The organism is Nocardiopsis sp. NPDC058631 (assembly GCF_042716955.1).
Classification (GTDB): domain Bacteria; phylum Actinomycetota; class Actinomycetes; order Streptosporangiales; family Streptosporangiaceae; genus Nocardiopsis.
Genome location: NZ_JBHXQY010000105.1, coordinates 1 through 23,054 on the forward strand (window position 1 = coordinate 1; position 23,054 = coordinate 23,054).

The window sequence follows — 23,054 nt, forward strand, 5'->3', positions numbered from 1 at the left end:
GCGCCCCTCGAACTCCACCCGGCCCCGGGTGGGCTCCAACAGACGCATCACCATCCGCGACAACGTGCTCTTACCCGAACCGGACTCCCCCACGATCCCCAGCGTCTCCCCCTGGTAAAGATCGAAGGACACACCCTTGACCGCCCAGAAGTCCGTGGACTTGCCCCAGGTGCCGCCGCGCACCTTGAAGCGCTGCGCGACGTCCTCGACCCGCAGCAGCGGCTCGCCGGTGTTGTCCCCGGTGCCGCTCACGGGGGGAACGAAGGCCTCGAACTCGCCGGGCCCGGTGACCGAGCCGGTGCGCTGTTCCTTCTCGATCCGGTCCGCCCGGTCCTGGGCGCGCCGCTGGGCGCGGGAGACCTCCACGCGCGGCACCGCCGCCAGCAGCCCCTGGGTGTAGGGGTGTTCGGGGGCGGACAGGACCCGGCGCACGTCACCGCGCTCCACGGCCACGCCGTGGCGCATCACCACGACCTCGTCCACCGAGCCGGCCACCACGGCCAGGTCGTGCGAGACCAGGATCAGTCCCATGTCCAGGTCGCGCCGCAGCTCGTCCAACAGGTCGAGGATGCGGGCCTGCACCGTCACGTCCAGGGCGGTGGTCGGCTCGTCCGCGAGCAGCACCCTGGGGTCGCACATCAGCCCCATGGCGATGACCACGCGCTGGCGCATGCCGCCGGAGAACTCGTGCGGGTAGGAGTTGATCCGCTTGGCCGGGTCGGGGATGCCCACCCGGTCCAGGGACTCGATCGCCCGCTTGACCGCCGCGGACTTGGAGGCCTTCGGGTGGTGGATCCGGTAGGCCTCGACGAGCTGGTTGCCGATCGTGTACTGCGGGTGCAGCGACTGCATCGGGTCCTGGAACACCATGGCGATGTCGTTGCCGCGCATGCGCCGCAGCTGCTTGTCCGAGGCCGAGACCACGTCCTGGCCCACGACCTCGATCGCACCGGTGATACGCGCCCGGCTGCCCCGGTGCAGGCCCATCAGCGCCAGCGAGGTCACGCTCTTACCCGAACCGGACTCGCCCACGATGCCGAGGGCGCCGCCGGCGGGCACCTCGAAGGACAATCCGTTCACCGCCTGGACGTCGCCGTCCATGGTCGGGAACGTCACCCTCAGGTCGTCCACGCGGACGACGGGCTCGGTCGAGGCCATGTCACATTCCTTCATTAGAGCTGGTCTGGTCGGACGCTGTCGCGTGTTACTGCGCGATCCGCACCCGCGGGTCGACGATCGGGTACAGCAGGTCGACGATCAGGTTGCAGATGACGATGAAGACGGCTCCCAGCAGGGTCACGCCCAGGATGACCGGAAGGTCCTTCGACACGATCGAGTCGATCGCGTACGCGCCGACGCCGTTGAGCGAGAACACCTTCTCGGTGAGGATCGCGCCACCGAGGACCATGCCGATGTCCAGGCCCAGAATGGTGACGATGGGGGTCAGCGTCGGACGCAGCGCGTGCTTGAAGATCACGCGTCCCTCGCTGAGCCCCTTGGCGCGGGCGGTGCGGATGTAGTCCTCGCCGAGGGTCTCCAACATGCCCGCCCGGGTCTGCCGCGCATACTGGGCAGCGTGCAGGAACGCCAGGGTCACCCAGGGCAGGAACATGACCTGGAACCAGGCGATCGGGTCCTCGGCGAAGGGGACGTACCGCGAGACGGGGAACAGCTCCCACTCGTGCACGAGGAAGGACAGCGCCAGCAGACCGGTGAAGTAGATGGGGAGGGAGACGCCGATGAGGGCGGTTCCCATGGCCAGGCGGTCGAACAGGCTGCCCTTCTTGACAGCGGACAGGACGCCGACGGCCACGCCGCCGATGACCCATATGACGGCCGCACCCAGCCCCAGGGAGAGGGTGACGGGCAGGCGGTCGAGCAGCTGCGGCAGGACCGGGGTGTTCGTGGTGAAGGAGTAGCCGAGGCAGGGCGCGGCGCACTCGACCGTCTCCCGGCCGAAGGTGAACTCCTGGCCGAACACGAGGCTGCGGACGAACTCCAGGAACTGGACCGCGACGGGCTGGTCGAGGCCGAGGCGTTCCACGGTGGCGTCGAGCGCCTCCGGGGTGGGCGCCTTGCCCACGTACATCGCCGCCATACCGTGCGGCGTGACGCCGGCCCAGCGGGGCAGGACGTAGAAGATCCAGAAGGTGACCGCCGTGACGACGGCGAGTAGCAAGAGTCCCGCACCCAGGCGGCGGAGAATATAGTTCAGCATCGCGGTCAGCGGCGGGGTCTCACGGGGCCGTGGACCCCGCCGCTTTCACCTGCCTTCTCGTACTAGTTCAGGCCGGTAGTGGGGCTAGCCCCGGTCCACGCCCAGCGCCATGAAGTCGTACATCATGTACGCCGGCTGGTAGTAGGCGTTGGTGAGCTCGTCGGAGCGGTAGATCAGCGTCTTGTCGAAGACGACCGGCAGGATCGCGGCGTTCTCCATGACGAGGGTGTCGATCTGCGCGTAGATCGCGGCGCGCTCCTCGGGGTCCTCGGTCTCGAGGGCGTCGTCCCAGAGGCCGTTGACCTCGGGGTCGTCGAGCTCGGAGGTGTTGAAGTTGCCGGTCTCCATGATCGCGTCGCCGTGCGTGATCTTGGAGGCGAAGCCGTAGCCGGTCGGCCAGTCCGGGCCCCAGCCCGAGACGCTCAGGCCGATGTCGTTCTCACGGACGTAGTCCTGGGAACCGGCGTACTGACCGAAGAAGTCCGCGGACGGGAAGCTCTTGATCTCGGCCTCGATGCCCACGCGGGCCAGGGACTCCTGGAGTGCCTCGGCCGTCTGGACGTCCTTCTCGCGCTCGACGCGGACGGCGATGTTGGTCTTGAAGCCGTCGGCCTCGCCGCACTCCTCCAGCTTGGCCTCGGCGGCCTCAAGGTCACCCTTGTTGTCCGTGGAGGGGTAGAGGTCCGACTCGGGGTCCGAGCCGGGGATCGCCGGCGGGAGCAGGTTGGTGGCGAGGTCGCCACCGGTCGCGCCGCCCCAGGCGCGCCACATGCTGTCGCGGTCGGCGGCGTACATGATCGCCTGGCGGCAGGCCACGTCCTCGATGATCGGGGTGTGGATGTTCACGTAGCGCAGGGCGCCCGAGTACGGGTTGTCCAGGTTGCCCTGGGCGCTCTCGTCGTCGACCAGGCGGGTGTTCATCGCCGGGCCGACGCCGATGCCGGCGAGGTCGACGTCGATCTCACCGTTGACCAGGCGCTCGTCGATCTCGTCCTGGCTGACACCGATCTCGACCTCGATGCGGTCCGGCAGGGCCGGGCGCACGGCGTCGGTCTCGGAGTCCCAGTGCTCGTTGCGGGTCAGGTTCAGCTTGACACCGGGCTCGTAGTCGCCGTCGAACTTGTACGGGCCGGACGAGACGACGTGCTCCTGGTAGAGCTCACCGCGGTCGGCGTCGACCGGCACGGGGGCGGTCTGCGGCTGGGTCAGCACGTTCGGGAACTCGGAGAAGGGGGCCTTGAGGTGGAAGACCAGGGTGTGGTCGTCCGGGGTCTCGATGGAGTCGAAGCCCGCGAGCGGGTCCGAGCCCTCGTAGACGTTGTGGTCGGCCTGGTCCAGGTGCGACTTGAAGTACTGCGGGCCCTCGCTGAACACGCCGCCGTTGAAGTTGGCGCGGGCGATGCCGTACTTGATGTCCTGGGCCGTGATCTCAGTGCCGTCCTCGTACTTGAGGCCTTCCTGGATCTGGATCGTCCACTCGGTGAAGTCGTCGTTGGCCTCGGGCAGGTTCGTGGCCATGTCGGGGATCAGCTCGGTGGCGGCATCGCCCGGCTCCGGGTTGAAGGCCAGGAGCGTACGCGCGTAGTAACGGGAGAAGTTCCAGTTGAACGCGTAGTAGGTGTTGGCCGGGTCGGTGGAGTCGAAGTCGCCGGCGATGGCGTACTTCAGGGTGCCGCCGGTGACCTCGGACGGGTTGACGACCTCGGTGGAACCGAGGTCGAAGGTGCCCGATCCGGAGCCGTCTCCGGTCTCGGAGGAGCCTCCGCCGCAGGCGGACAGGAGGAGGGCCGCCGACGCGCCGAGCGCGACGAAGCCTAGGGTTCGTTTCCTCAAGAAAGTACCTCTCATGCGAACCTGATGTGGGGATGGTGTGGACCCGCGGGTTGATCCACGCCCGCACGGGGTGGGGCGGGTGCCCGCCCTGTGCGAGCGAGGATCAGTCGGAGGTCTTGGGGTCGAACGCGTCGCGGAGGCCGTCACCGAAGAGGTTGAACGCGAGCACCGTGACGAAGATGGCCAGGCCCGGGAAGACGATGAAGTAGGGCGCCGTCTGGTAGAAGGGCACCGCTTCGGAGAGCATCTTTCCCCAGCTGGGCGTAGGCGGGTTGATGCCGACGCCGAGGAAGCTCAGGGCCGCCTCGAAGAGGATGTTCGTGGGGATCAGCAGCGTCGCGTAGACGACGATCGGCGTGACCAGGTTCGGCAGGATCTCCCGGAAGAGGATGTGCCGGTTGCTGGCGCCCAGGCTGCGGGCGGCCTCCACGAACTCGCGTTCGCGCAGGGAGAGCGTCTGCCCGCGAACGATGCGCGCGATGTAGGGCCAGTTGAAGAACCCGATGATGAACACGATGACACCGATGCGCAGCCCATTGCCCTGCAGGCCGAGGACTCCTTCGGGGATGACGCCGACGAGGGCGATCGCGAAGAGCATCAGGGGGAAGGCCAGGAAGATGTCCATGGCCCGGCTGATGACGGTGTCGACCCAGCCGCCGAGGTAGCCGGCGAGGATGCCGAGGAAGGTTCCGAGGGCGACGCAGACGAGCGTGGCGAGGAAGGCGACCAGCAGGGAGATCTGCGCGCCGTAGAGGATGCGGCTGAACAGGTCGCGTCCGGTGGTCGGCTCGACGCCGAGCAGGTGGTCGCCGCTGAGGCCGCCCCAGCGGTCGACGCCGAGTTCGGGGTTCTCGGGGTCGATGTAGGGGACTCGCCGCATGGGGTCGATCAGGTCCTGGTGGAACTGGGTGGGCGGGTGCCCGAGCAGCTTGACCAGGAGGGGCGCGAACACCGCGGCGAGGATGAGCAGTACCACGACGACGCCGGAGATCATCGCGACCTTGTCACGTCGCAGCCGCTGCCAGGCGATCTGCCGCAGAGACCGGTTCTCGGCGTCGCTGCGCCCTGCGGGGGCCGTCACTGCGACGTCCACAGCGTCGGACTGCTCAGCCGACTCAGGGACATGCGAGGGCGCGCTCATCAGGCCACCACTCTCCACTCATACGCTTCTGGCCGAGGGGAACGCGCAGATCCCACACGTGAGACTTCCGGGGGTTGACCCGTCGGGGTCTCACAGTGGGGCCGGCCGGTTCTCGACGCTGGCTGGCGTGGGCGCTGGTCCGCGTGGCGGGTGGGTGACCCGCCCTCGCTGACTCTGGTCGACGGGAGGTGCCTCTTCAGTGAGAAGTTGGGCACATCCGGGGACCGTCACGCCCGGGCTGTTACACAGCGACAAACCTACTCGCCCTTTGCGCGCCTATCGTCCAATATCTGACCATGTATCTAAATCGTGACAAACCCTGCCAAAAAACCTATATAACAACAAATGTTGACAGAGTTCGCATTCATCCGATGACCAGCCGCGAGCTGGGACGATGCGGGTCCAGCGCGACCCCAACGATACGTCCGCCTATGACCGCTTTCACCCAAAGAGCGCGCACACTATGGCAAGTGCTATGCGTCGAAGAGTGATGATCCGAATGCTCAAAGCGATGACACGGCCGTCGTGACGAGGTCGTCATCGCCTCGCAAACCGGGGAGCCGCCACGCTCCGCAACCGGAGGTGCTCGCCCCCGACGGTGCCGTGCCCGCCCCGCGAACCGCCCTGGAGGCAGGACCCGTGGCCACGGCGCGGACTCCGGACACAGCGGTCGGCCCCGCGCCCTGGGGAAGAGGGCGCGGGGCCGGCGGGAAGCGGGGAATCCCTAATCGATCCCGCGCTTGCGCAGCAGGTCCTCGATGTCGCCGAGGTCGGAGAGGTCGTCGGCGGCGGACTTCTTGGAGGGCGCCCCCACCTGGCCGGCTGCGGGTTTGCCCGCAGCCGCGGCACCCTGCCCTCCGCCTGCCTTCGGCTCCTTGGGCGCCTTCCCCCTGGGCTGGGTGCCCACGCCGCGGGCCGCCATGATGCCGGAGACCACGTAGAGGACCACCGCCACACCCGCCAGGGCCACGCCCGCCCACACGGCCGGGTTGAACAGCAGCCCGACGAGGATGCCGACAATGCTCATGACGAACTGCCAGATGGCGTTCATCAGCCCGATCAGACCGGCGACCAGCGGAAGCAGCGACCACGCCACCCCGCGCAGACCACGGGCGGCGCCCCTCGCGCGCCACACGACGAAGGAGATCACCAGCCCCACCAGGGTGAGGCCGCCTCCCAGGATCAAACCGGTCATCCACGTCAGATTCTCAGGCATGAGCCCAGTCTCCCATTCGGCGCCGGAACGCACATCCGGTCGATCCCTTAGGGCGTGCCCCCGATCCGGCGCCCGCGACGGGGGCCCTTCCCCCACGTTACCCGTGTGTCACGGGGACGGAGGAAGGGCCCGACCGCGGTCCCGGCGGGCGGCGCACCGAGACGGGAACGGGCGTCGGACGGAGCCGTCGACCCCGGCACCGGGCGCTCCGGGGCATGGCGGTGCCGCCCGGGCCGGAGCGGAGGGGGGCGGTCAGCGGTCGGCGACCAGCGACTCCAACCAGTCCAGGTCCACGCCCACGAGGCTGTCCCGGAAGACCACGCCCTCGCGCGGCGGGATCTCCACGTGGTTGGGCACCGCGACCGTGACGCACCCTGCGTCGGCTGCCGAGGCCACGCCCACCACCGAGTCCTCGAAGGCGACACAGCGCTCGGGGTCCACCCCCAGACGACGGGCTGCCCGGAGGTAGGGGTCGGGGTGCGGCTTGTTGGCCTCGACCTCGTCACCGGCCACGGAGTCGTCGAAACTGTCGAGACCGATCCCGCCGATCGCGGTGTGGATGAGCTGCCGTTCGGTGGAGGTCACCAGGACCACTGGCACACCGGCCCGCGACAGCATGTCGACCAGCTCCTTGGCCCCCGGGCGCAGCTGCGCCCCGTCCGCGAGCTTGTCCCTGAACTTCTCGTAGAGCAGGTCGGCGACCTGGCGCGGGGTGAGGTGGTCGGCTCCGGTCAGGCCGATGATGTAGCGGCCCACGGGCTCGGCTGCGTTGCCGACGTTGGCCCCGTGGTCCTTCTCGGTCCACACCCCGCCCAGCTCCGCGACCAGCTCGGCCTCGGCCTCCCCCCACAGGTGCTCGCTCTCGATGAGGGTGCCGTCCATGTCCAGCAGCACGGCCTGGAGCCGTCTGCCGGTCCCGGCGTCGGAGGTGTCACGGGTCAGCGTGCTCGGTTCACTCATGCGTTCGGCGGCGCACCCCGGCACCCGGCCGGAAGGAGCGCCGCACTCTCCCCTCGTGTGTGATGGGTTCCCCGCCCGCCCGCGGGGCGCCCTGCCGCCATCGTGCTGGAGCCAGGGCGCCCGCGCCGTGAAGAGGACCTGTCGGCGTCCTTTCCACAGTACGAACACTCGGGCGGGGGCGGGGGGAGAGCTCGCCCACAGTCCGCCCCCTGACAGGGGCGCGGCCCCGCCCCCCGGTGGGGGACGGGGCCGCGCGGGAGCGGATCAGACGTTGAAGTACGTCGCCTCCGGGTGGTGGATGACGATCGCGTCGGTGGCCTGCTCCGGCACCAGCTGGAACTCCTCCGACAGGGTCACGCCCACCCGCTCGGGCGCCAGCAGGCGCACGATCTTGGCCCGGTCCTCCAGGTCGGGGCAGGCCCCGTACCCGAGGGAGAAGCGGGCGCCCCGGTAGCCGAGCTTGAAGAACGCGTCCAGCTCGGCGGGGTCCTCGCCGCCGAAGCCCAGCTCGGCGCGGACCCGCGTGTGCCAGTACTCCGCGAGCGCCTCGGTGAGCTGCACCGACAGGCCGTGCAGCTCCAGGTAGTCGCGGTAGGCGTTCTTCTCGAACAGCTCCGCGGTGGCGCGGCTGATCGCCGCACCGACGGTCACCACCTGGAAGGACACCACGTCCAGCTCCCCCGACTCCTTGGGCCGGAAGAAGTCGGACAGGCACAGGTGGCGGTCGCGGCGCTGGCGCGGGAACGTGAAGCGCGTGCGCTCGGTGCGCCCGTCGTCGTCCAGGACGACCAGGTCGTCGCCCTCGCTGTAGCAGGGGTAGTGGCCGTGCACCACGGCCGCCTCCAGCAGACCGTCGGTCTGGATACGGTCGAGCCACATCCGCATGCGCGGTCGGCCCTCGGTCTCCACGAGTTCCTCGTAGGAGGGACCCTCGCCGCCGCGGGCGGCCTTGAGCCCCCACTGGCCCATGAAGGTGGCGCGCTCGTCCAGGAACGCGGCGTACTCGGCCAGCGGGATGCCCTTGCTGATCCGGTCACCCCAGAACGGCGGGACGGGCACCGCGTTGGTGGTCGACACGTCGCTGCGGGCGGGCATCTCCTCGGGCTCGGTCACCTTGAGCTTGGCACCCGTCTTGACGCGGCGCTGGCGCAGCGCGGGCAGTGTGGCGCCCTCCTCACCGCGCTTGACCGCCATGAAGGCGTCCATCAGGCGCAGGCCCTCGAAGGCGTCCTTGGCGTAGCGCACCTCGCCGTCGAAGGTCTCGGCCAGGTCCTGTTCCACGTAGGAGCGGGTGAGCGCGGCACCGCCCAGGAGGACGGGGAAGCGCTCGGAGATGCCCCGGGAGTTCATCTCCTCCAGGTTCTCCCGCATGATCACCGTGGACTTGACCAGCAGCCCCGACATACCGATGACGTCGGCGCGCTCGGTCTCGGCCGCCTCCAGGATCGCCGACACCGGCTGCTTGATGCCGATGTTGACGACGTCGTAGCCGTTGTTGGACAAGATGATGTCGACGAGGTTCTTGCCGATGTCGTGGACGTCGCCCTTGACGGTGGCCAGGACGATGCGGCCCTTGCCGTCGTCGTCGGTCTTGTCCATGTGCGGTTCGAGGAAGGCGACCGCGTTCTTCATGACCTCGGCGGACTTGAGGACGAACGGAAGCTGCATCTGGCCGGAGCCGAACAGCTCGCCGACGGTCTTCATACCGGAGAGGAGGGTGTCGTTGACGATGGCCAGCGCGGGCCTCTCCCGGAGCGCCTCCTCCAGGTCGGCCTCGATGCCGGTGAGCTCACCGTCGATGATGCGACGCTCCAGCCGCTCCCACAGGGGCAGCGCGGCCAGTTCCTCGGCGCGGGAGGCCCGCATGGACTTGGCGTCCACGCCCTGGAACATGTCCATGAAGGTGGAGAGCGGGTCGTAGTCGCCCTCGCGCCGGTCGTAGATGAGGTCGAGGGCGACCTTGCGCTGCTCCTCGGGGATCTGGTTGGTCGGCACGATCTTGGAGGCGTGCACGATCGCCGAGTCGAGCCCCGCCTGGACCGCCTCGTGCAGGAACACCGAGTTCAGCACGATGCGAGCGGCCGGGTTGACGCCGAAGGAGAGGTTGGACAGGCCCAGGGTGGTCTGCACGTCGGGGTAGCGGCGCTTGAGCTCGCGGATCGCCTCCAGCGTCTCGATGCCGTCCCTGCGTGTCTCCTCCTGCCCCGTGGTGATGGGGAAGGTGAGGCAGTCGATGACGATGTCGCCGGTGTGCAGACCCCAGTCGCCGGTGATCTCGTCGATGAGGCGGCTGGCGACCCGGACCTTCCACTCGGCGGTGCGGGCCTGACCCTCCTCGTCGATGCACAGGCCGACGACGGCGGCGCCGTGCTCCTTGACCAGCGCCATGATGCGCTGGAAGCGCGAGTCGGGCCCGTCACCGTCCTCGTAGTTGACGGAGTTGATGACCGCGCGGCCTCCCAGGGCCTCCAGGCCGGCCTCCAGGACGGGGGGCTCGGTGGAGTCCAGCATGATCGGGAGGGTGGAGGAGGTGGCGAAGCGGGAGGCGAGCTCGCGCATGTCGCTGACCCCGTCGCGGCCCACGTAGTCGATGTTGAGGTCGAGCAGGTGGGCGCCGTCGCGGATCTGGTCGCGCGCGATCTCCACGCAGTCGTCCCAGCGCTCGTCCAGCATCGCCTCGCGGAACTTCTTGGACCCGTTGGCGTTGGTGCGCTCGCCGACCGCGAGGTAGCTGGCGTCCTGCCGGAAGGGCACGCTCTGGTAGAGCGAGGAGGCCGAGGGCTCCACGAACGGTTTGCGGTTCTTGATGCCGCGGCCCTGGACGCGCTCCACGACCTGGCGCAGGTGCTCGGGGGTGGTGCCGCAGCACCCCCCGGCCAGGCTCAGCCCGAACTCGGAGGTGAAGCTGTCGTGGGCGTCGGCCAACTCCCCCGGGGACAGCGGGTAGACGGCCCCGTTGGCACCCAGCTCGGGCAGGCCCGCGTTGGGCATGCAGGAGATGGGAATGCGGGAGTGGTGCGAGAGGTAGCGCAGGTGCTCGCTCATCTCGGCGGGGCCGGTGGCGCAGTTGAGCCCGATGACGTCGATGCCCAGGGGTTCGAGGGAGGTCAGCGCGGCGCCGATCTCCGAGCCGAGCAGCATCGTGCCCGTGGTCTCGATGGTCACCTGGGCGATGATCGGGACGTCCTTGCCCAGGGCCTTGCGAGCACGCTGGGCTGCCACCACGGCGGCCTTGACCTGGAGCAGGTCCTGGCAGGTCTCGATGAGGATGGCGTCGGCGCCGCCGTCGATGAGGCCTCGGTGGCACTGCTCGTAGTAGTCCCTCAGGAGGGAGTAGGGGGCGTGGCCCAGGGTCGGCAACTTGGTGCCGGGGCCCACGGAGCCCAGGACGTAGCGGGGTTGGTCGGGGGTGGAGTAGGCGTCGGCGGCCTCGCGGGCCACACGTGCTCCGGCCTCCGCGATCTCGTAGGTCCTCTCCTCGATGCCGTACTCGGCCAGGCCCGAGAAGTTGGCGGAGAAGGTGTTGGTCTCGATGGCGTCCGAACCCACGGCAAGAAAGGCGGCATGGGTGTCGCGGACGATGTCGGGACGGGTGACGTTGAGGATGTCGTTGCATCCCTCGTGGCCCTCGAACTGGTCGAGGTCGAGGTCGTGGGCCTGGAGCATGGTGCCCATCGCTCCGTCCGCCACGAGAACGCGTCGGGACAGTGCTTCACGGAAGGTGAGGCGAGCTCTCATGTTCAGCAACTCTATGTGGGAGCACCGGGGCGGCCCAGTTCTGTCCCCGTGATGCGTGGCACTGGGTCGACCCGCGGCGCGGGGGCGGGTCGGGCGTCCGGGGACAGCAGCGTCCTTGTCAGTCGCTTTGTCCGAGGCTACCCCATCGGCTGTTTCAGCACGTGGGACTGGTGTCCCACCTCGTGTGGCCCGGGGTGCCGTGCGGAGTCCGCATAACGGTTTCCCGGGTGGGTCGGTACCCCATAGGGTGGAGCCCGTCCACATGCAGGAAGGGGCCACCGATGATCAAGCTCGCCCGGGAGCTTGTCGAGCCTGTCATGGTGGCGGCGTTCGAGGGTTGGAACGACGCCGGGGAGGCGGCGAGCCTCGCCGTGGAGCACCTGGCCAAGGAGTGGGGCGCGTACGAGCTGTGCGCACTGGCCCCGGACGACTACTACGACTTCCAGGTGACGCGCCCGCGCATGTCCGTGGTGGAGGGTGTGGTCGGCGAGGTCGAGTGGCCGACGACACGGGTCCGGGTGGCGTCGCCGCCGGGCTCCGGACGCGACGTGGTGCTTGTCACCGGCCCCGAGCCGAACATGCGGTGGCGCTCGTACGCCGCCGACCTGCTGGCGATCGCGCGGGAGCTGGGTGTCACCAGGGCGGTGATGCTGGGCTCGCTGCTGGCGGACGCCCCCCACACGCGGCCGATCCCGGTGACCGGGATGGCCACGCCGGTGGACCTGGGCACCGACCTGGGGCTGGAGGCGACCACCTACTCGGGGCCGACGGGGATCCTCGGCGTCGCGCACGAGACATTCAGCTCGGTGGGTCTGGAGACGGTGTCGCTGTGGGCGGCCATCCCCCACTACGTGGCCCAGCCGCCGTGCCCGAAGGCGACCCTGGCGCTGCTCGCATGGGTGGAGGACTTCCTGGGCGTGCAGGTGCCCCTGGGGTCGCTGCCCGAGGAGACGGTGACGTGGGAGTCGAACGTCAACGAGCTGACCGCCGAGGACGAGGACATCGCGGCGTACGTGCGCGGCCTGGAGGAGGCCAAGGACACCGCCGACCTTCCGGAGGCCTCGGGTGACGCGATCGCCCGGGACTTCGAGCGCTACCTGCGCCGACGCGACGACGGCTGACGACAGAGCGCGTCACGTACGGGCCCCGGCGACCAGTTCGACCTCGCCGGGGCCCTTCCCTGTCCGGGAGGCCCCTCCCCCGCGCGCGGGCCGACTCACACCCTCAGGCGCTGCCACTCCCCCGTGGCCAGGATCGCCGCCCACGCACCGGCGATACGGGCCATGCCCCGGCGCACTTCGTCGACCACGGCGGGCGCCAACTGGACCCCGGCGTCACGGGCGGGCTCCAGCCGCACGGTGACCCGGAGCCCGTCCAGGACCTTCTGCCCCCGGGCGATGGCCTCGGGGTCCGGCTCGGAGTCCCGGTCCAGGACGGCCCGGATGCCGTCGCGCAGGGCGATGGCCTCGTCGAGGTCGGCGAGGGTGATGGGGATGGCTCCCTCGGTGGCCAGGCGGTGCCGGCGGAGGAACCGCGCGAGGTCGGCACGGTCCGTGAGGTGACCACCGGTGGAGACGAAGTCCGCGATGAGTTCGGCGGCCGCGCTGAGCCGCGTGGGGGTAGTCATGGGGGATATCCCACCACGCTTCGGGTCCTGATACGGGTGTTTGGACAAGCTCGTGGCCACAGGTGGTCACCATGCACGTGCATATCAAGACGAAGGCGAACGAATGCCCCCCGGACCTTGCCGAACGCGGACAAGCTCTCGTGGGCCGGGTCGGTGCCTCAACTGCCGCCCGCTCAGACCCCGGCCAGGGCGCTGATCCCGCCGCGGTCCTCCGGCAGGCCCAACCCCTTGAGGTGGACCCGGAAGTTGGCGACCCCGCCCTCCCAGAGGGCGTTGTTGTCGAGCAGGGCCGCCAGGTAGGCGCGTTGGACTCCGGTGAGGTCCGCGTCGACGGCGGCCTTCCCGTCCGAGGGGAACGCCACGCGGAGGAGCTGGCCGACGTCCCCCGCACCGACGTGGGTGGACGACAGCGGCACCATCGCGCGCAGCACCGGCAGCAGGCGCTCGGCGTCGGAGGGAGCGGCCCGCTCGGCGAGCACCCGGGCCAGGGTGAACCGGACACGGCCGGGGAAGAACGCCGGACGCGTCCCGAACCAGGTGTCGGCCCCGGCCGGGTCGGCGAGCGCGGCGGCCAGCTCGTCGGTGGCGGCCGGGTTGCCGGCCTGGGAGGGGGCCAGGGCGGCGCAGGCCCGGATCGCCGGGTCCGCGTGGGTGAGGAACTCCGCGGTGTCCCCTCCGACCTGTCCCAGCGCGAGGACGATCACGGCACCCTCGTCGCGGGACTCGGCCATGTCGGCGGCGCCGGACAGGTCCAGGTCGAGCCCTCCCAGGCGGGCGGCGGCCGCCGCGGCCTCCACCGCGCGCATACGCGTGCCCGGGTCGGCATGGGTGAGGTGGGGGTGGACCGCCTCGTACAGGACGGGGGCGGCGGCGCGCATGTCCGGGCCGACGCGGTACAGGAGCGCCTCCATCACCGGCCCCTCCCACACCTCGACGGCCTCGTCGTCGTCCGAGTCCAGTGCCGCGTACACGCGGTCGAGTTCGGCCGCGGTCGGCTCGGGCGGTGCCTGCGCCTCGGGCACCGCGCAGTACAGAGCGCCCTCGGCTGCGTCGGCGAGGAAGCCCAACAGGATGTTCCGGAGCGGGGTGGGCTCCCCGCCGCCGGACGGCTTCGCGGCCGGGGCGTCGAGAGCGGGGCTGTCCAGGATCCCGGCGACGAACAGGGCGGCGGGCACGGTCGCGGAGTACACGGTCCCCTGGTGGAGGATCGCGCCGTACAGGTAGTCCAGTGCCCGCCCGCGCTCGCCGGGGTCGCCGGTGAGCAGGGGCGCGAGGCGTTGGGGGGCATCGGCACCGGAACCGTAGGCGTGGAAGGTACGGGTCCAGTCGGTGTCGCGGAGTACGTCCGGTCCTGTCTGCATGAACGGGATTGTGGCACCGCCCTCGGACGGTTCGCGGGCGTGGCGGCGGCGGGCGGAACCGTCGGCGCCACTACACTCGGGGCCGCCCGTGCCCGGGAACACACCCAGGAAGGCCACCCCATGTCGCTCGCCCAACCGCCCACCACGCCCGTGCGCCGGGCCCTGTTCCGTGCACCGATCTGGATCTACCGGATGGGACTGGGCGGTCTCCTCGGACGCCGGTTCGTCCTGCTCACGCACAGGGGCCGCAGCACGGGTGAGGCCCGCCAGGCCGTGCTGGAGGTGGTGGGCCGCAACGACACCACCGGGGCGGTGCTGGTGGCCTCCGGGTACGGCCGGCGCTCCCAGTGGTTCCGCAACATCAGCGCCGAGCCGCGGGTGCTGTTCCAGGTGGGCGGGCAGCGCCACCGGGGAACAGCCACCGTGCTCTCCCCCGGTGAGTCGGGGGAGGTACTGGCGCACTACGCGCAGCAGTACCCGGAGGCGGCGATCGCGCTGATGCAGGGGCTGGGCCACGAGGTGGACGGCAGCCCCGAGTCCTTCGAGCGGGTGGGGGCCGACCCCGAGAACGGCATCCCGGTGGTGCGGCTGAACCCCGACGACCCGCCGCGCTCGCACTACCCGGACTTCTCCGCCCCCTGACGCGGCGCCGGGTCGGAGGCCGCCGGGTCGAGGTACCGCAGCGCGGCGGGGCCCGCCGGGGCGGGATCGTGCTTCCGGTGGTCTTTCTACAGTTCGACGCCCAGGAGGGTGTCGACCGTGGCCCGCACCAGGGCGGGCGCGCCGGTGTCCCCGCCTCCCACGGTGAGGGCGGTGTCGGCCCAGTCGTCCACGGCGGCGAGCGCGGCGGGCGAGTCCAGGTCGTTCGCAAGGCAGGCGCGCACGGCGGCCAGCACGGGAGCGGCGTCCGGGCCGGCGCCCAGGGCGAGGGCCTCGCGCCACCGGGCGGCCCGCCCGGTGGCGGCGGGGAGCTCGACGTCGGTCCACTCCCACGGTGAGCGGTAGTGGTGCGCGAGCATGGCCAGGCGGATCACCGCGGGTTCGACGCCCTGTTCGCGCAGCTTGGACACGAACACGAGGTTGCCCAGGGACTTGGACATCTTCTCGCCGTCGAGGCCGACCATGCCCACATGCAGGTGGTGCTGGGCGTTGGGGCCGCCCGTCGTACAACGGGTCTCGGCCGCGCCCATCTCGTGGTGCGGGAAGATCAGGTCGCTGCCGCCGCCGTTGAGGTCGAAGTTCGGGCCGAGCCTGTCCAGGGCGATGGCGCTGCACTCGATGTGCCAGCCGGGACGGCCGCGCCCCAGAGGGCTGTCCCAGGCGGGTTCGCCGGGACGTTCCGCGCGCCACAGCAGCCAGTCGAGCGGGTCCTTCTTGCCGGTCCTCCCGGGGTCGCCACCGCGCTGCCCGAAGACCTCCAGCATCTCCTCGCGGCTCATGTGGCTGATCTCGCCGAAGTGCGCGGCCTCGGCCATGGAGAAGTACAGGTCGCCGTCGATCTCGTAGGCGGCGCCGGTGTCCCGGATGCGCAAGGCGAGGTCGCTGATGAGGTCGACGGACTCCACGACCCCGACGTAGGAGGTCGGGGGGATGATCCGCAGGGCGGCCATGTCGTCGCGGAACACGTCGATCTCGCGGTGGGCGAGGTCGCGCCAGTCGACGGCCAGTGCCTCGGCCCGCTCCAGGAGCGGGTCGTCGATGTCGGTGGTGTTCTGCACGTAGTCGACGTCGTGGCCGGCGTCGCGCCAGACCCGGTTGACCAGGTCGAAGGTGAGGTATGTGAAGGCGTGGCCGAGGTGGGCGGCGTCGTAGGGGGTGATGCCGCAGGCGTACATCCCCGCCCGGGGCCCCGGCGTCGTCGTCTCTATCCGTCCAGTGGTGGTGTCGTGGATACGGAGGGGGCCGCCGGTACCCGGCAGGGGGACGATGTCAGGCGCAGACCATGAACGCATACCCGGAAGACTATCCGCACGGCCGTGCGACAAACGTCCCGGGACAGGTGGACGGGGTGGGTGATGATCACCCCAGCACCACTGGGAATACCGTCGTGTCCGGCACCCGGTCAGCGCGGCGCGGCGACGTCGTGGCGCCCCCTGCCGATGAGGAACGCGCCGAACACCGCGGCTGCGGCGCAGACCACGGTGAGGGCCTCGTTGCCCAGCCGCCAGTGCAGCAGTGCACCGCTCACCGAGACCACGTAGAGGAGCCAGTACGAGCCGGTCTCCATCAGGTTGCCGTGGCGACCCTCCATGCTTCCCCCTACCTCGTACGCGTGACTCCCACGCGCCTGACGGCGCGAGCACCGTCTCTCTCAGAGACGCCGTGGTCACACAGGGGGTTGACAGATGTTTCCCACCAACAATGTGACGGTGGTTATGGGGACGGCTCCAACCCGCCCCTACCGGGAGGTACAGGGCGCGGAGCGGTGGTGGGCGGGAGGCCTCGTGCGACAGGAGGGGCTGGTGCCTCGGAGCTGGGGGACGTCCCGCGCGCGGGTGCGGCCGGGGTGGCAGGGGTGGGCCGGGACGCGGGCGGGAGGGGGCGCGGTCCGACCACGCGGGCGGGGCTTCTGCCCGCTGCTCGGGCCCGGCCCGTGGCCGTGCGGTACGGCCAGGGCGCGGGCAGGGTGAGGGTGGGGCTCGGTGGGGACACGGGAGTGGTGCGGGTCCGCGCGACCCGGTCGTCGACGTCGGCCGGCAGAGGTCGAGGGCGTTCCGGGGGCGGGTGGCCCGGGGGCGCCGCGGTCAGGGCCGGGCGGCGGCGGCAAGCTCCAGGTGGTCCAGTTCGTCGGTCACGCGCGCCAGGTCGGGGTCGCCGTCGGGTCCGAACTCGACGATCTCCGCCCGGACGGCGCGCAGGAGCCGACGGGCTCGGGCCGTGTCACGGCGGGCGGCGCGTGTGAATGCGTCGGAGGTGAGGTGGGCCTGGTCGTGTGCGGTGGCGCTCATGGGCGGTCCTTCGGGGTGGGTCGGTGTTCAGGAAAGCCCCGGGTTCACGGTTCGACACGTCTTCCGCGTCCCGGTTCACCAGGTACACGGTCCCGCGCCGCGCCTATGACGCGGTTTCGGAATCCTTTCGCCGCCCTCACAGGTCAGCGCATCGGCCCGGAAATGGCTCCGGTCCCTCCAACACCGTCTTCCGGTAACTCTTCTCTTCTCCCCTCCCCCTCCTGCACTTCCCTACTCCCCCGTAGCCGCTGTTCCTGTCGGCGACGCGGTTGGGACGGACCGAACCGCGCGCCACACCAGGCCAGAGCGTTGGATGTCCGCCCAGTCCGGATGAAGGCACGAGTTCCGGCCCGTGCCGTGCGCACCGGAGCGCGTGCCCGGTTCCGGAGCACGCGCCGCCCCCGGCAAGTAGCCGAGGAGCGGCGTCACCGGAGTCCGAGGGGAAGAACCGCGCTCTGACCTCTTGCGCACCGAGATGACTAAACGTACAGTAACTTTACAATCCGATAAGTCACGCGGCGGCCACGCTGGGTCGCCAAAGCCGTGTCCTCCCCGGGTCCACTGTTGGACGGCCCGGCTCCGCCCGCTGACCGCCCCGCCCAGGCGGGGCCTCCCCCCGGAGCAGCCCATGCGCACCGAGCGCCACCACCGCACGTTCCTCGCCCCCGTGGCCACGGCGGCCCTCACCCTCCTGGCCCTCCTCTCCCCCGGCGCCGCCTCGGCGGCCACGGCGCCGGCCTCCCCGGTCCCGGCCTCCGACACGGTGGGAGCCCAGGCCCTCGTGTGGTCCGACGAGTTCAACGGCCCGGCGGGCAGCGCGCCCAACGCGGCCAACTGGAACCACGAGACCGGCAACCACGGCTGGGGCAACAACGAGCTCCAGAACTACAGGAACAACCGCAGCAACTCCGCCCTCGACGGCAACGGCAACCTCGTCATCACCGCACGCCAGGAGGCCGACGGCTCCTACACCTCGGCCCGCATGACCACCCAGGGCAAGGTCCAGCCGCAGTACGGCCGCATCGAGGCCCGCATCCAGATCCCCCGGGGCCAGGGCATCTGGCCCGCGTTCTGGATGCTCGGCGGCAGCTTCCCGGGGACTCCGTGGCCCCACTCGGGCGAGATCGACATCATGGAGAACATCGGACGCGAACCCCACCTGGTCCACGGCTCGCTCCACGGGCCCGGATACTCGGGCGGCAACCCGCTGACCGGCTCGTACATGCACCCGCAGGGGTGGTCGTTCGCCGACACGTTCCACACGTTCGCCGTGGACTGGAGGCCCGGCTCGGTCACGTGGTCGGTGAACGGCAACGCCTACCAGACCTACACCTCCGCCGACACGCGCGGAAACCCCTGGGTCTACGACCAGCAGTTCTTCATGATCCTCAACGTGGCCGTGGGCGGGAACTGGCCCGGCTACCCGGACGGCAGCACGCAGCTCCCGCAGCGGATGGTCGTCGACTACGTGCGGGTCTACTCGCTCTAGGGCGTGTTCCGTGGATGCTTTCGGTTGATTCGGCGCTTGCGCCGATCGCCGCGAGCGGCCTCCAGGCAATCTCTCGCAAGACGAGTAGCGCAGGTCAGCCCGGGTCTGGCTGTCCAAGCGTGGTCGGCGCAGCGAGAGGCAGCCTGGCGGTTGCGAGCCCGGAATGATCCGCGGAACACGGCCTAGCACGGAAGCGGCCCGCGCCGCCCACCGGGTCTTCCCCACCCGGTGGGCGGCGGCGAGCACCCGGCCCCGGCCTCAGGCCCCGGACTTCTCCGGGGGCACGGCCGGGTCGGCCCCGGACACGGACTCAGCTCAAAGGACCCTCCCGATCCGGGCGACGGCGTCGCGGAGCCGCTCCGGATCGTGACCCGCGTAGCTGACGACCAGGCCGGGCGCGCCGGGCGCCGTGCGGTTGCGGCTCAGCGGCTGCACGGCGACCCCCTCGGTGAGCACACGTGCCGCGAGCTCCTCGTCGTCCGCGCCCTCGGGCAGCATGACCAGGAGGTGGACCCCCGCCGCCACCCCGAGGACGGTGCACCCGGGCATGTGTTCGCGCACGGCCGCGACCGCCGCGATCTGGCGGGCACGGTGGCGTGCCCGCATCGAACGCAGGTGCCGGGCCAGTGTCCCGTTCCGCAGCAGGACGGCAAGGGTGAGCTGGGGCAGTACCGGGGAGCCGAGGTCGGTGGCCCAGCGCCGTTCCACCACCGCGTCCAGCAGGTGCGGCGGCGGGATGAGCCAGCCGAGTCGGAGCGCCGGCGCCAGCGTCTTGGACAGGCTGGAGGTGTAGGCGACGGCGTGCGGGGCCAGGGCGTGCATGGCGCGGACCGGTGAGCGGTCGTAGCGGTACTCGGCGTCGTAGTCGTCCTCGATGACGATCCCGTCCCGTTCGTCGGCCCAGGCCACCAGGTCGCGGCGGCGCCGTGGTGAGAGGACGACCCCCGTGGGGAACTGGTGTGCGGGTGTCACCGCGACGGCGGTCGCGGAGGTGGACGCCAGCTCCGCCACGTCGATCCCGTCACCGTCCACGGGGACGGGTGTGACGCGATCCATCCAGTAGGCCAGGATGCGGCGGTTGCCGTTCGCCCCGGGGTCCTCCAGTGCCACCTCCTCCACACCCCGGTCGCGCAGGACCTGGGCAAGGAGGCTGAGGGCCCCGGTCACCCCGGCGGACACGACGATCTGCTCCGGTGGGGTACCGACACCGCGCGACCTGGCCAGCCAGGCCGACAGTTCGCCGCGCAGTTCAGGGGACCCCTGGGGCGGGGCGTAGCCGAGTTGGCGGGCGGTCGCGGTGGCCAGGACCTCGCGCTCGGCCCGCAGCCAGGCGCTGCGAGGGAACGCCGCGAGGTCCGGCAGCCCGGTGGAGAGGTCGACCAGGTCGCGGCCGCCCTCCGGCGGGGTCCCTGCGGTGCCGCCGCGCGGCCCGGTGACGGGTCCGCGCCCCCTTCCGGGCCGGGCGCGAGGGGGCGTCCGGGAACCGGCCGAGCCGCGGGTGACCGGGCTCGCCGCGACCGTGGTCCCGGCGCCCCGGTCGGTGACGAGGAGGCCCTCCTCGCTGAGGCGCTGGTAGGCCTCCACGACGGTGCCGCGCGCGAAGCCGAGGTCGTCGGCCAGAACCCGTGTGGCGGGCAGGCGCGCCCCCAGCCGCAGGACGCCGGTGCCGATCGCCTCCCGCAGGGCGGAGGCCAGCCACAGGGTGCGCTCGCCTCGGGCCACCCCGGTGGCGTCGAGCTGGAGGAAGTCGGAACCGCTGGACATGTGGACCAGTCTATTGAGCCGTACTTGGCCCTGTCGGCGGGTCCAAGGGCGGTCGAGGCTGGACCGCATGCAGACAACTCCCACCCAACGGCCCCTTCGCGTCCGAACCCTTCCCGACGCCACCGGAATCCTGTGGGGCCTGTGGCCCGCCCTGGGCGGCATGGCGCTGCTCGGCAGCAGCGTCGCGGTCATCGGTGCGACCTCCGGGCTGCCCGCGTTCGGGCTCCAGGGCGCCCGGTACGCGGTCGCCGCCGTCGCGGTGGTGGTCCTGGCCCGCCTGCTCGGCAGGCGCCTCGTGTTCCCCCGGGGCCTGGACGTCCTGTGGGTCGTCGGGGGCGCCCTGTCAGGCCTGGTCGGCTTCAACATCGCCGTGGTGATCGGCACCGCGCACGCCGAACCTGCCGTCCTGGGCGCCGCCGTCGCCTGCATCCCGATCGTCCTGTCCGTGGCGGGCCCGCTCACCCGGGGCAGGCGCCCGCCGCCGCGCCTCGTCGCCGCAGCCGTCGTGGTCAGCCTCGGTGCGGTCGCGGTCACCGGTTGGGGCACCGCCGACGCCCTCGGCATCCTCATGGCCCTGTCCCTGATCGCCCTGGAGGCGGGGCTGACCCTGCTCGGAGCCCCCGCCCTGCCCCGTATGGGGGCGTGGAGCTACACCGCGGCAACGGCGGCTGTGGCCGCGCTGGTGTTCTCCGTGCTGTCGATCATGACCGAGCGCGCGGAACTCGGCCTGCTCCTGGGCCCTGCGTCACTGGGGGCGGTCGCCTACCTGGGGGTCGTGGCGACCGCGCTGGCGTTCGTGCTGTGGTTCACGGGCGTGGAGCGGGTCGGGGCGGGCAGCGCGGGGCTAGCCGCGGGCGCGGCGGCGCCGGCCGCGGCGCTCATCGGCGCGCTGTTCGGCGCGCCCCTTCCCACCCTCGGAACCTGGCTCGGCATGACCGTGATCGGGGCGGGCCTCGCCGTGGCGTTCGCGCCCCTCCCCCGCCGTGTCGGCTCCCGCTCCGGCGAGGTGTCCTGACTGCCTCACCAGGCCCCGACCGTCCGCTCCGACAAGGGGTTCGAACCTGTGCCACTCTTGGTTACGGGCAGGGGTCGCTCGCCCCCGCCGACTCGTGACGACAGAAGTGAGCCCCGCGTGAGACCCCCCGAGGCACGCCCCGCGCAGTTCGACCCCTCAGTACCGCAGTCCGCACGCGTATGGAACTACTGGGCGGGCGGCAAGGACTACTACCCGGCGGACAAGGCGGTCGCCGACCAGATCCTGGAGACGAACCCGCACGTCCTGGACATCGCCAGGGCCGCCCGCGACTTCCTGCGGCGGGCGATCACCCGCTTGGTGGTCGAACACGGGGTGCGCCAGTTCCTGGGTGTCGGCAGCGAGCTTCCCACGGCACAGGACATCCACGAGATCGCGCAGTCGGCCGCCCCGGAGTCGCGCGTGGTGTACGTGGACGATGATCCGCTCGTGCTCGCGCACGCCCGTGCCCTGCTGGTGGGAACCCCGGAGGGAGCGACCGGCTACGTGGACGCCGACATCCGCGAGACGGAGAAGATCGTCCGCGAGGCGGCCCGAACCCTGGACCTCTCCCGACCGGTGGCGCTCGTCCTGGCCGGGGTGATGGCTCACGTCATCGATGACGGGGAGGCCCGCGCCCTGGTGGGCGGGCTCATGAAGGCCCTGCCGCCGGGGAGTTTCCTGGTGGTCTCCGACGACACCGACGTGATCCATCCCGAACAGATGGACGGAATGGTGCGCCTGTGGAACGCCTCGGGCGGGAGCCCCCGGGTGAACCGCTCCCCCGAGCGGATCGCGGCTTTCTTCGAGGGCTTGGAACTGCTCGAACCCGGGGTCGTCCCGTGCCCCCGTTGGCATCCCGAACCCACCGAGGTGGGGTCGATCAACGACGTGGACGAGTACTGCGGGGTCGCGCGCAAGCCCTGACGGGCTCTCCCGGCGCCTCCGGGGCAGGAGGACGGACGGGATGGGCACGTGTGCGGGGGCGCGGGGCGTGGCCCGGTTTCACACGAGCCCGCGCGTCCGCAGCGGAACAAGGATCGCGTCCCGGGCGCAGCGCCAGTCCACCCCCGTCAGCCCGTTGACGCCGAGGTCCTCGACGATCGCGCCGATGGAGCAGAGGTCGTACTCGTCGACCAGCGGGCGGTCGTCGTCCTGCCGGTGGACCACGAGTCCCGTGACATACCGGCGGAGCTGCTCCTCACCGGTGATCGCGGCGGACCGCGCGGACTCGTGCCACCGGGAGTCGTGGGGGATCCACGCACTGATGACCTCGGTGGGGGTGGGGCGATCGTTGGTTCTCACGATCGCAAGCTAGCAGAAGGACAAGGGCGGCCCCGGAAGTTCTCGAAATGGTGTCGTCGCAGGCCAGTGAGCTCCATGCTCTGACCACCGCACGCAGGACGTGCCGTCCTCGACACTGTGGAACCGGTCGGCTCCGCCGCGGCCGCGGCACTGCGCATCCGCCCGCTCGGCGCCTTCAGCGTGCGCCGCACCATCTGGCGTCAGATGCTCCTCACCGGACACCCGGTGCCGACGTGGTGGCGGGGACCGCACACCCCTGCTCTCGATGGTCCGGTCAGCTCCTGGTGCGGCCGATCACCGATCGGCCGGTGGGGAGCGTATGACGGGCGCCCGCCCGCTCGGGAAGCGGACGGGCGCCCTGTTCGGTGGTCCCCCCGCACGACCCGGAAGGGGGACAGCGATCAGTTCACAGGCGGATGGGCGTTGGCCAGCAACTCCTGGA

General features: G+C 71.0%; 19 protein-coding genes. 5 read left to right on the forward strand and 14 right to left on the reverse strand.

Annotation, left to right across the window (positions count from 1 at the left end; translation table 11 throughout):
* From ACFWTE_RS25420 to metH, 7 genes are all read right to left on the reverse strand, one after another.
* Positions 1 to 1,158: ATP-binding cassette domain-containing protein (locus ACFWTE_RS25420; RefSeq protein ID WP_378782419.1), on the reverse strand; the 1,158-nt coding region annotated here is incomplete at its 3' end.
* A 46-nt stretch (positions 1,159 to 1,204) separates the two neighbouring features.
* Entirely contained in the window at positions 1,205 to 2,218 is a 1,014-nt protein-coding gene (locus tag ACFWTE_RS25425) for an ABC transporter permease (protein ID WP_378782420.1), read from the reverse strand.
* Between the two features lie 84 nt (positions 2,219 to 2,302).
* Entirely contained in the window at positions 2,303 to 4,051 is a 1,749-nt protein-coding gene (locus ACFWTE_RS25430) for an ABC transporter substrate-binding protein (protein ID WP_378782421.1), read from the reverse strand.
* Positions 4,052 to 4,154: 103 nt separating this feature from the next.
* Complete coding sequence (locus ACFWTE_RS25435) at positions 4,155 to 5,192, reverse strand: ABC transporter permease (protein WP_378782422.1); 1,038 nt, start codon at positions 5,190 to 5,192, stop codon at positions 4,155 to 4,157.
* Positions 5,193 to 5,916: 724 nt separating this feature from the next.
* A complete protein-coding gene (locus ACFWTE_RS25440; RefSeq protein ID WP_378782423.1) occupies positions 5,917 to 6,408 on the reverse strand; it encodes a cellulose synthase in 492 nt (163 codons plus the stop codon).
* Positions 6,409 to 6,660: 252 nt separating this feature from the next.
* Positions 6,661 to 7,368: an HAD family hydrolase gene (locus ACFWTE_RS25445; RefSeq protein WP_378782424.1), complete on the reverse strand. Its 708-nt coding sequence runs from the start codon at positions 7,366 to 7,368 to the stop codon at positions 6,661 to 6,663.
* Positions 7,369 to 7,632: 264 nt separating this feature from the next.
* Positions 7,633 to 11,106: a methionine synthase gene (gene metH, locus ACFWTE_RS25450; protein ID WP_378782425.1), complete on the reverse strand. Its 3,474-nt coding sequence runs from the start codon at positions 11,104 to 11,106 to the stop codon at positions 7,633 to 7,635.
* Between the two features lie 281 nt (positions 11,107 to 11,387).
* Here metH and ACFWTE_RS25455 point away from each other — a divergent pair, with 281 nt between their 5' ends.
* Positions 11,388 to 12,227 (forward strand): PAC2 family protein, encoded by an 840-nt coding sequence (locus ACFWTE_RS25455; protein ID WP_378782426.1) that lies wholly within the window; start codon positions 11,388 to 11,390, stop codon positions 12,225 to 12,227.
* 95 nt (positions 12,228 to 12,322) lie between these two features.
* Here ACFWTE_RS25455 and ACFWTE_RS25460 read toward each other — a convergent pair whose 3' ends face one another.
* Both ACFWTE_RS25460 and ACFWTE_RS25465 read right to left on the reverse strand, forming a co-directional pair.
* Positions 12,323 to 12,733 carry an ABATE domain-containing protein gene (locus tag ACFWTE_RS25460; protein WP_378782427.1) on the reverse strand — a complete coding sequence of 137 codons (411 nt, stop codon included), beginning with the start codon at positions 12,731 to 12,733 and terminating at the stop codon, positions 12,323 to 12,325.
* 173 nt (positions 12,734 to 12,906) lie between these two features.
* On the reverse strand, positions 12,907 to 14,094 hold the full coding sequence (locus ACFWTE_RS25465; RefSeq protein WP_378782428.1) for a hypothetical protein: 1,188 nt from the start codon (positions 14,092 to 14,094) through the stop codon (positions 12,907 to 12,909).
* 120 nt (positions 14,095 to 14,214) lie between these two features.
* Between ACFWTE_RS25465 and ACFWTE_RS25470 the strand changes: the two genes are divergently transcribed.
* The gene (locus tag ACFWTE_RS25470; RefSeq protein WP_378782430.1) at positions 14,215 to 14,736 is read left to right on the forward strand and encodes a nitroreductase family deazaflavin-dependent oxidoreductase; all 522 of its coding nucleotides are present in this window, start codon (positions 14,215 to 14,217) and stop codon (positions 14,734 to 14,736) included.
* 86 nt (positions 14,737 to 14,822) lie between these two features.
* Here the strand turns inward: ACFWTE_RS25470 and mshC are convergent, their stop codons facing one another.
* From mshC to ACFWTE_RS25485, 3 genes are all read right to left on the reverse strand, one after another.
* Positions 14,823 to 16,046: a cysteine--1-D-myo-inosityl 2-amino-2-deoxy-alpha-D-glucopyranoside ligase gene (mshC, locus tag ACFWTE_RS25475; RefSeq protein ID WP_378782431.1), complete on the reverse strand. Its 1,224-nt coding sequence runs from the start codon at positions 16,044 to 16,046 to the stop codon at positions 14,823 to 14,825.
* Positions 16,047 to 16,156: 110 nt separating this feature from the next.
* Positions 16,157 to 16,345, reverse strand: a complete 189-nt coding sequence (locus tag ACFWTE_RS25480) for a hypothetical protein (RefSeq protein WP_378782432.1) — start codon at positions 16,343 to 16,345, stop codon at positions 16,157 to 16,159.
* Between the two features lie 493 nt (positions 16,346 to 16,838).
* A complete protein-coding gene (locus ACFWTE_RS25485) occupies positions 16,839 to 17,042 on the reverse strand; it encodes a hypothetical protein (RefSeq protein WP_378782433.1) in 204 nt (67 codons plus the stop codon).
* A gap of 628 nt (positions 17,043 to 17,670) precedes the next feature.
* On the opposite strand from ACFWTE_RS25485, the gene ACFWTE_RS25490 reads away from it, so the two are divergent.
* A complete protein-coding gene (locus ACFWTE_RS25490) occupies positions 17,671 to 18,531 on the forward strand; it encodes a family 16 glycosylhydrolase (RefSeq protein ID WP_378782434.1) in 861 nt (286 codons plus the stop codon).
* Positions 18,532 to 18,846: 315 nt separating this feature from the next.
* Here ACFWTE_RS25490 and ACFWTE_RS25495 read toward each other — a convergent pair whose 3' ends face one another.
* Complete coding sequence (locus tag ACFWTE_RS25495; protein ID WP_378782435.1) at positions 18,847 to 20,295, reverse strand: PLP-dependent aminotransferase family protein; 1,449 nt, start codon at positions 20,293 to 20,295, stop codon at positions 18,847 to 18,849.
* Positions 20,296 to 20,362: 67 nt separating this feature from the next.
* Between ACFWTE_RS25495 and ACFWTE_RS25500 the strand changes: the two genes are divergently transcribed.
* Both ACFWTE_RS25500 and ACFWTE_RS25505 read left to right on the forward strand, forming a co-directional pair.
* The gene (locus tag ACFWTE_RS25500; protein WP_378782436.1) at positions 20,363 to 21,310 is read left to right on the forward strand and encodes an EamA family transporter; all 948 of its coding nucleotides are present in this window, start codon (positions 20,363 to 20,365) and stop codon (positions 21,308 to 21,310) included.
* Positions 21,311 to 21,427: 117 nt separating this feature from the next.
* Entirely contained in the window at positions 21,428 to 22,234 is an 807-nt protein-coding gene (locus ACFWTE_RS25505) for an SAM-dependent methyltransferase (protein ID WP_378782437.1), read from the forward strand.
* Between the two features lie 78 nt (positions 22,235 to 22,312).
* Here ACFWTE_RS25505 and ACFWTE_RS25510 read toward each other — a convergent pair whose 3' ends face one another.
* Positions 22,313 to 22,612, reverse strand: a complete 300-nt coding sequence (locus tag ACFWTE_RS25510) for a hypothetical protein (RefSeq protein WP_378782438.1) — start codon at positions 22,610 to 22,612, stop codon at positions 22,313 to 22,315.
* Positions 22,613 to 23,054 lie beyond the last annotated feature (442 nt).

What these genes read in the sequence shown, in the direction of transcription:
- ACFWTE_RS25465 (WP_378782428.1), bottom strand. Translation starts at nt 14,094, where the DNA reads ATGCAGACAGGACCGGACGTACTCCGCGACACCGACTGGACCCGTACC.
- ACFWTE_RS25460 (WP_378782427.1), bottom strand. Translation starts at nt 12,733, where the DNA reads ATGACTACCCCCACGCGGCTCAGCGCGGCCGCCGAACTCATCGCGGAC.
- ACFWTE_RS25470 (WP_378782430.1), top strand. Translation starts at nt 14,215, where the DNA reads ATGTCGCTCGCCCAACCGCCCACCACGCCCGTGCGCCGGGCCCTGTTC.
- ACFWTE_RS25480 (WP_378782432.1), bottom strand. Translation starts at nt 16,345, where the DNA reads ATGGAGGGTCGCCACGGCAACCTGATGGAGACCGGCTCGTACTGGCTC.
- ACFWTE_RS25425 (WP_378782420.1), bottom strand. Translation starts at nt 2,218, where the DNA reads ATGCTGAACTATATTCTCCGCCGCCTGGGTGCGGGACTCTTGCTACTC.
- ACFWTE_RS25455 (WP_378782426.1), top strand. Translation starts at nt 11,388, where the DNA reads ATGATCAAGCTCGCCCGGGAGCTTGTCGAGCCTGTCATGGTGGCGGCG.
- ACFWTE_RS25435 (WP_378782422.1), bottom strand. Translation starts at nt 5,192, where the DNA reads ATGAGCGCGCCCTCGCATGTCCCTGAGTCGGCTGAGCAGTCCGACGCT.
- metH (WP_378782425.1), bottom strand. Translation starts at nt 11,106, where the DNA reads ATGAGAGCTCGCCTCACCTTCCGTGAAGCACTGTCCCGACGCGTTCTC.
- ACFWTE_RS25490 (WP_378782434.1), top strand. Translation starts at nt 17,671, where the DNA reads ATGCGCACCGAGCGCCACCACCGCACGTTCCTCGCCCCCGTGGCCACG.
- mshC (WP_378782431.1), bottom strand. Translation starts at nt 16,046, where the DNA reads ATGCGTTCATGGTCTGCGCCTGACATCGTCCCCCTGCCGGGTACCGGC.
- ACFWTE_RS25440 (WP_378782423.1), bottom strand. Translation starts at nt 6,408, where the DNA reads ATGCCTGAGAATCTGACGTGGATGACCGGTTTGATCCTGGGAGGCGGC.
- ACFWTE_RS25485 (WP_378782433.1), bottom strand. Translation starts at nt 17,042, where the DNA reads ATGAGCGCCACCGCACACGACCAGGCCCACCTCACCTCCGACGCATTC.
- ACFWTE_RS25495 (WP_378782435.1), bottom strand. Translation starts at nt 20,295, where the DNA reads ATGTCCAGCGGTTCCGACTTCCTCCAGCTCGACGCCACCGGGGTGGCC.
- ACFWTE_RS25445 (WP_378782424.1), bottom strand. Translation starts at nt 7,368, where the DNA reads ATGAGTGAACCGAGCACGCTGACCCGTGACACCTCCGACGCCGGGACC.
- ACFWTE_RS25500 (WP_378782436.1), top strand. Translation starts at nt 20,363, where the DNA reads ATGCAGACAACTCCCACCCAACGGCCCCTTCGCGTCCGAACCCTTCCC.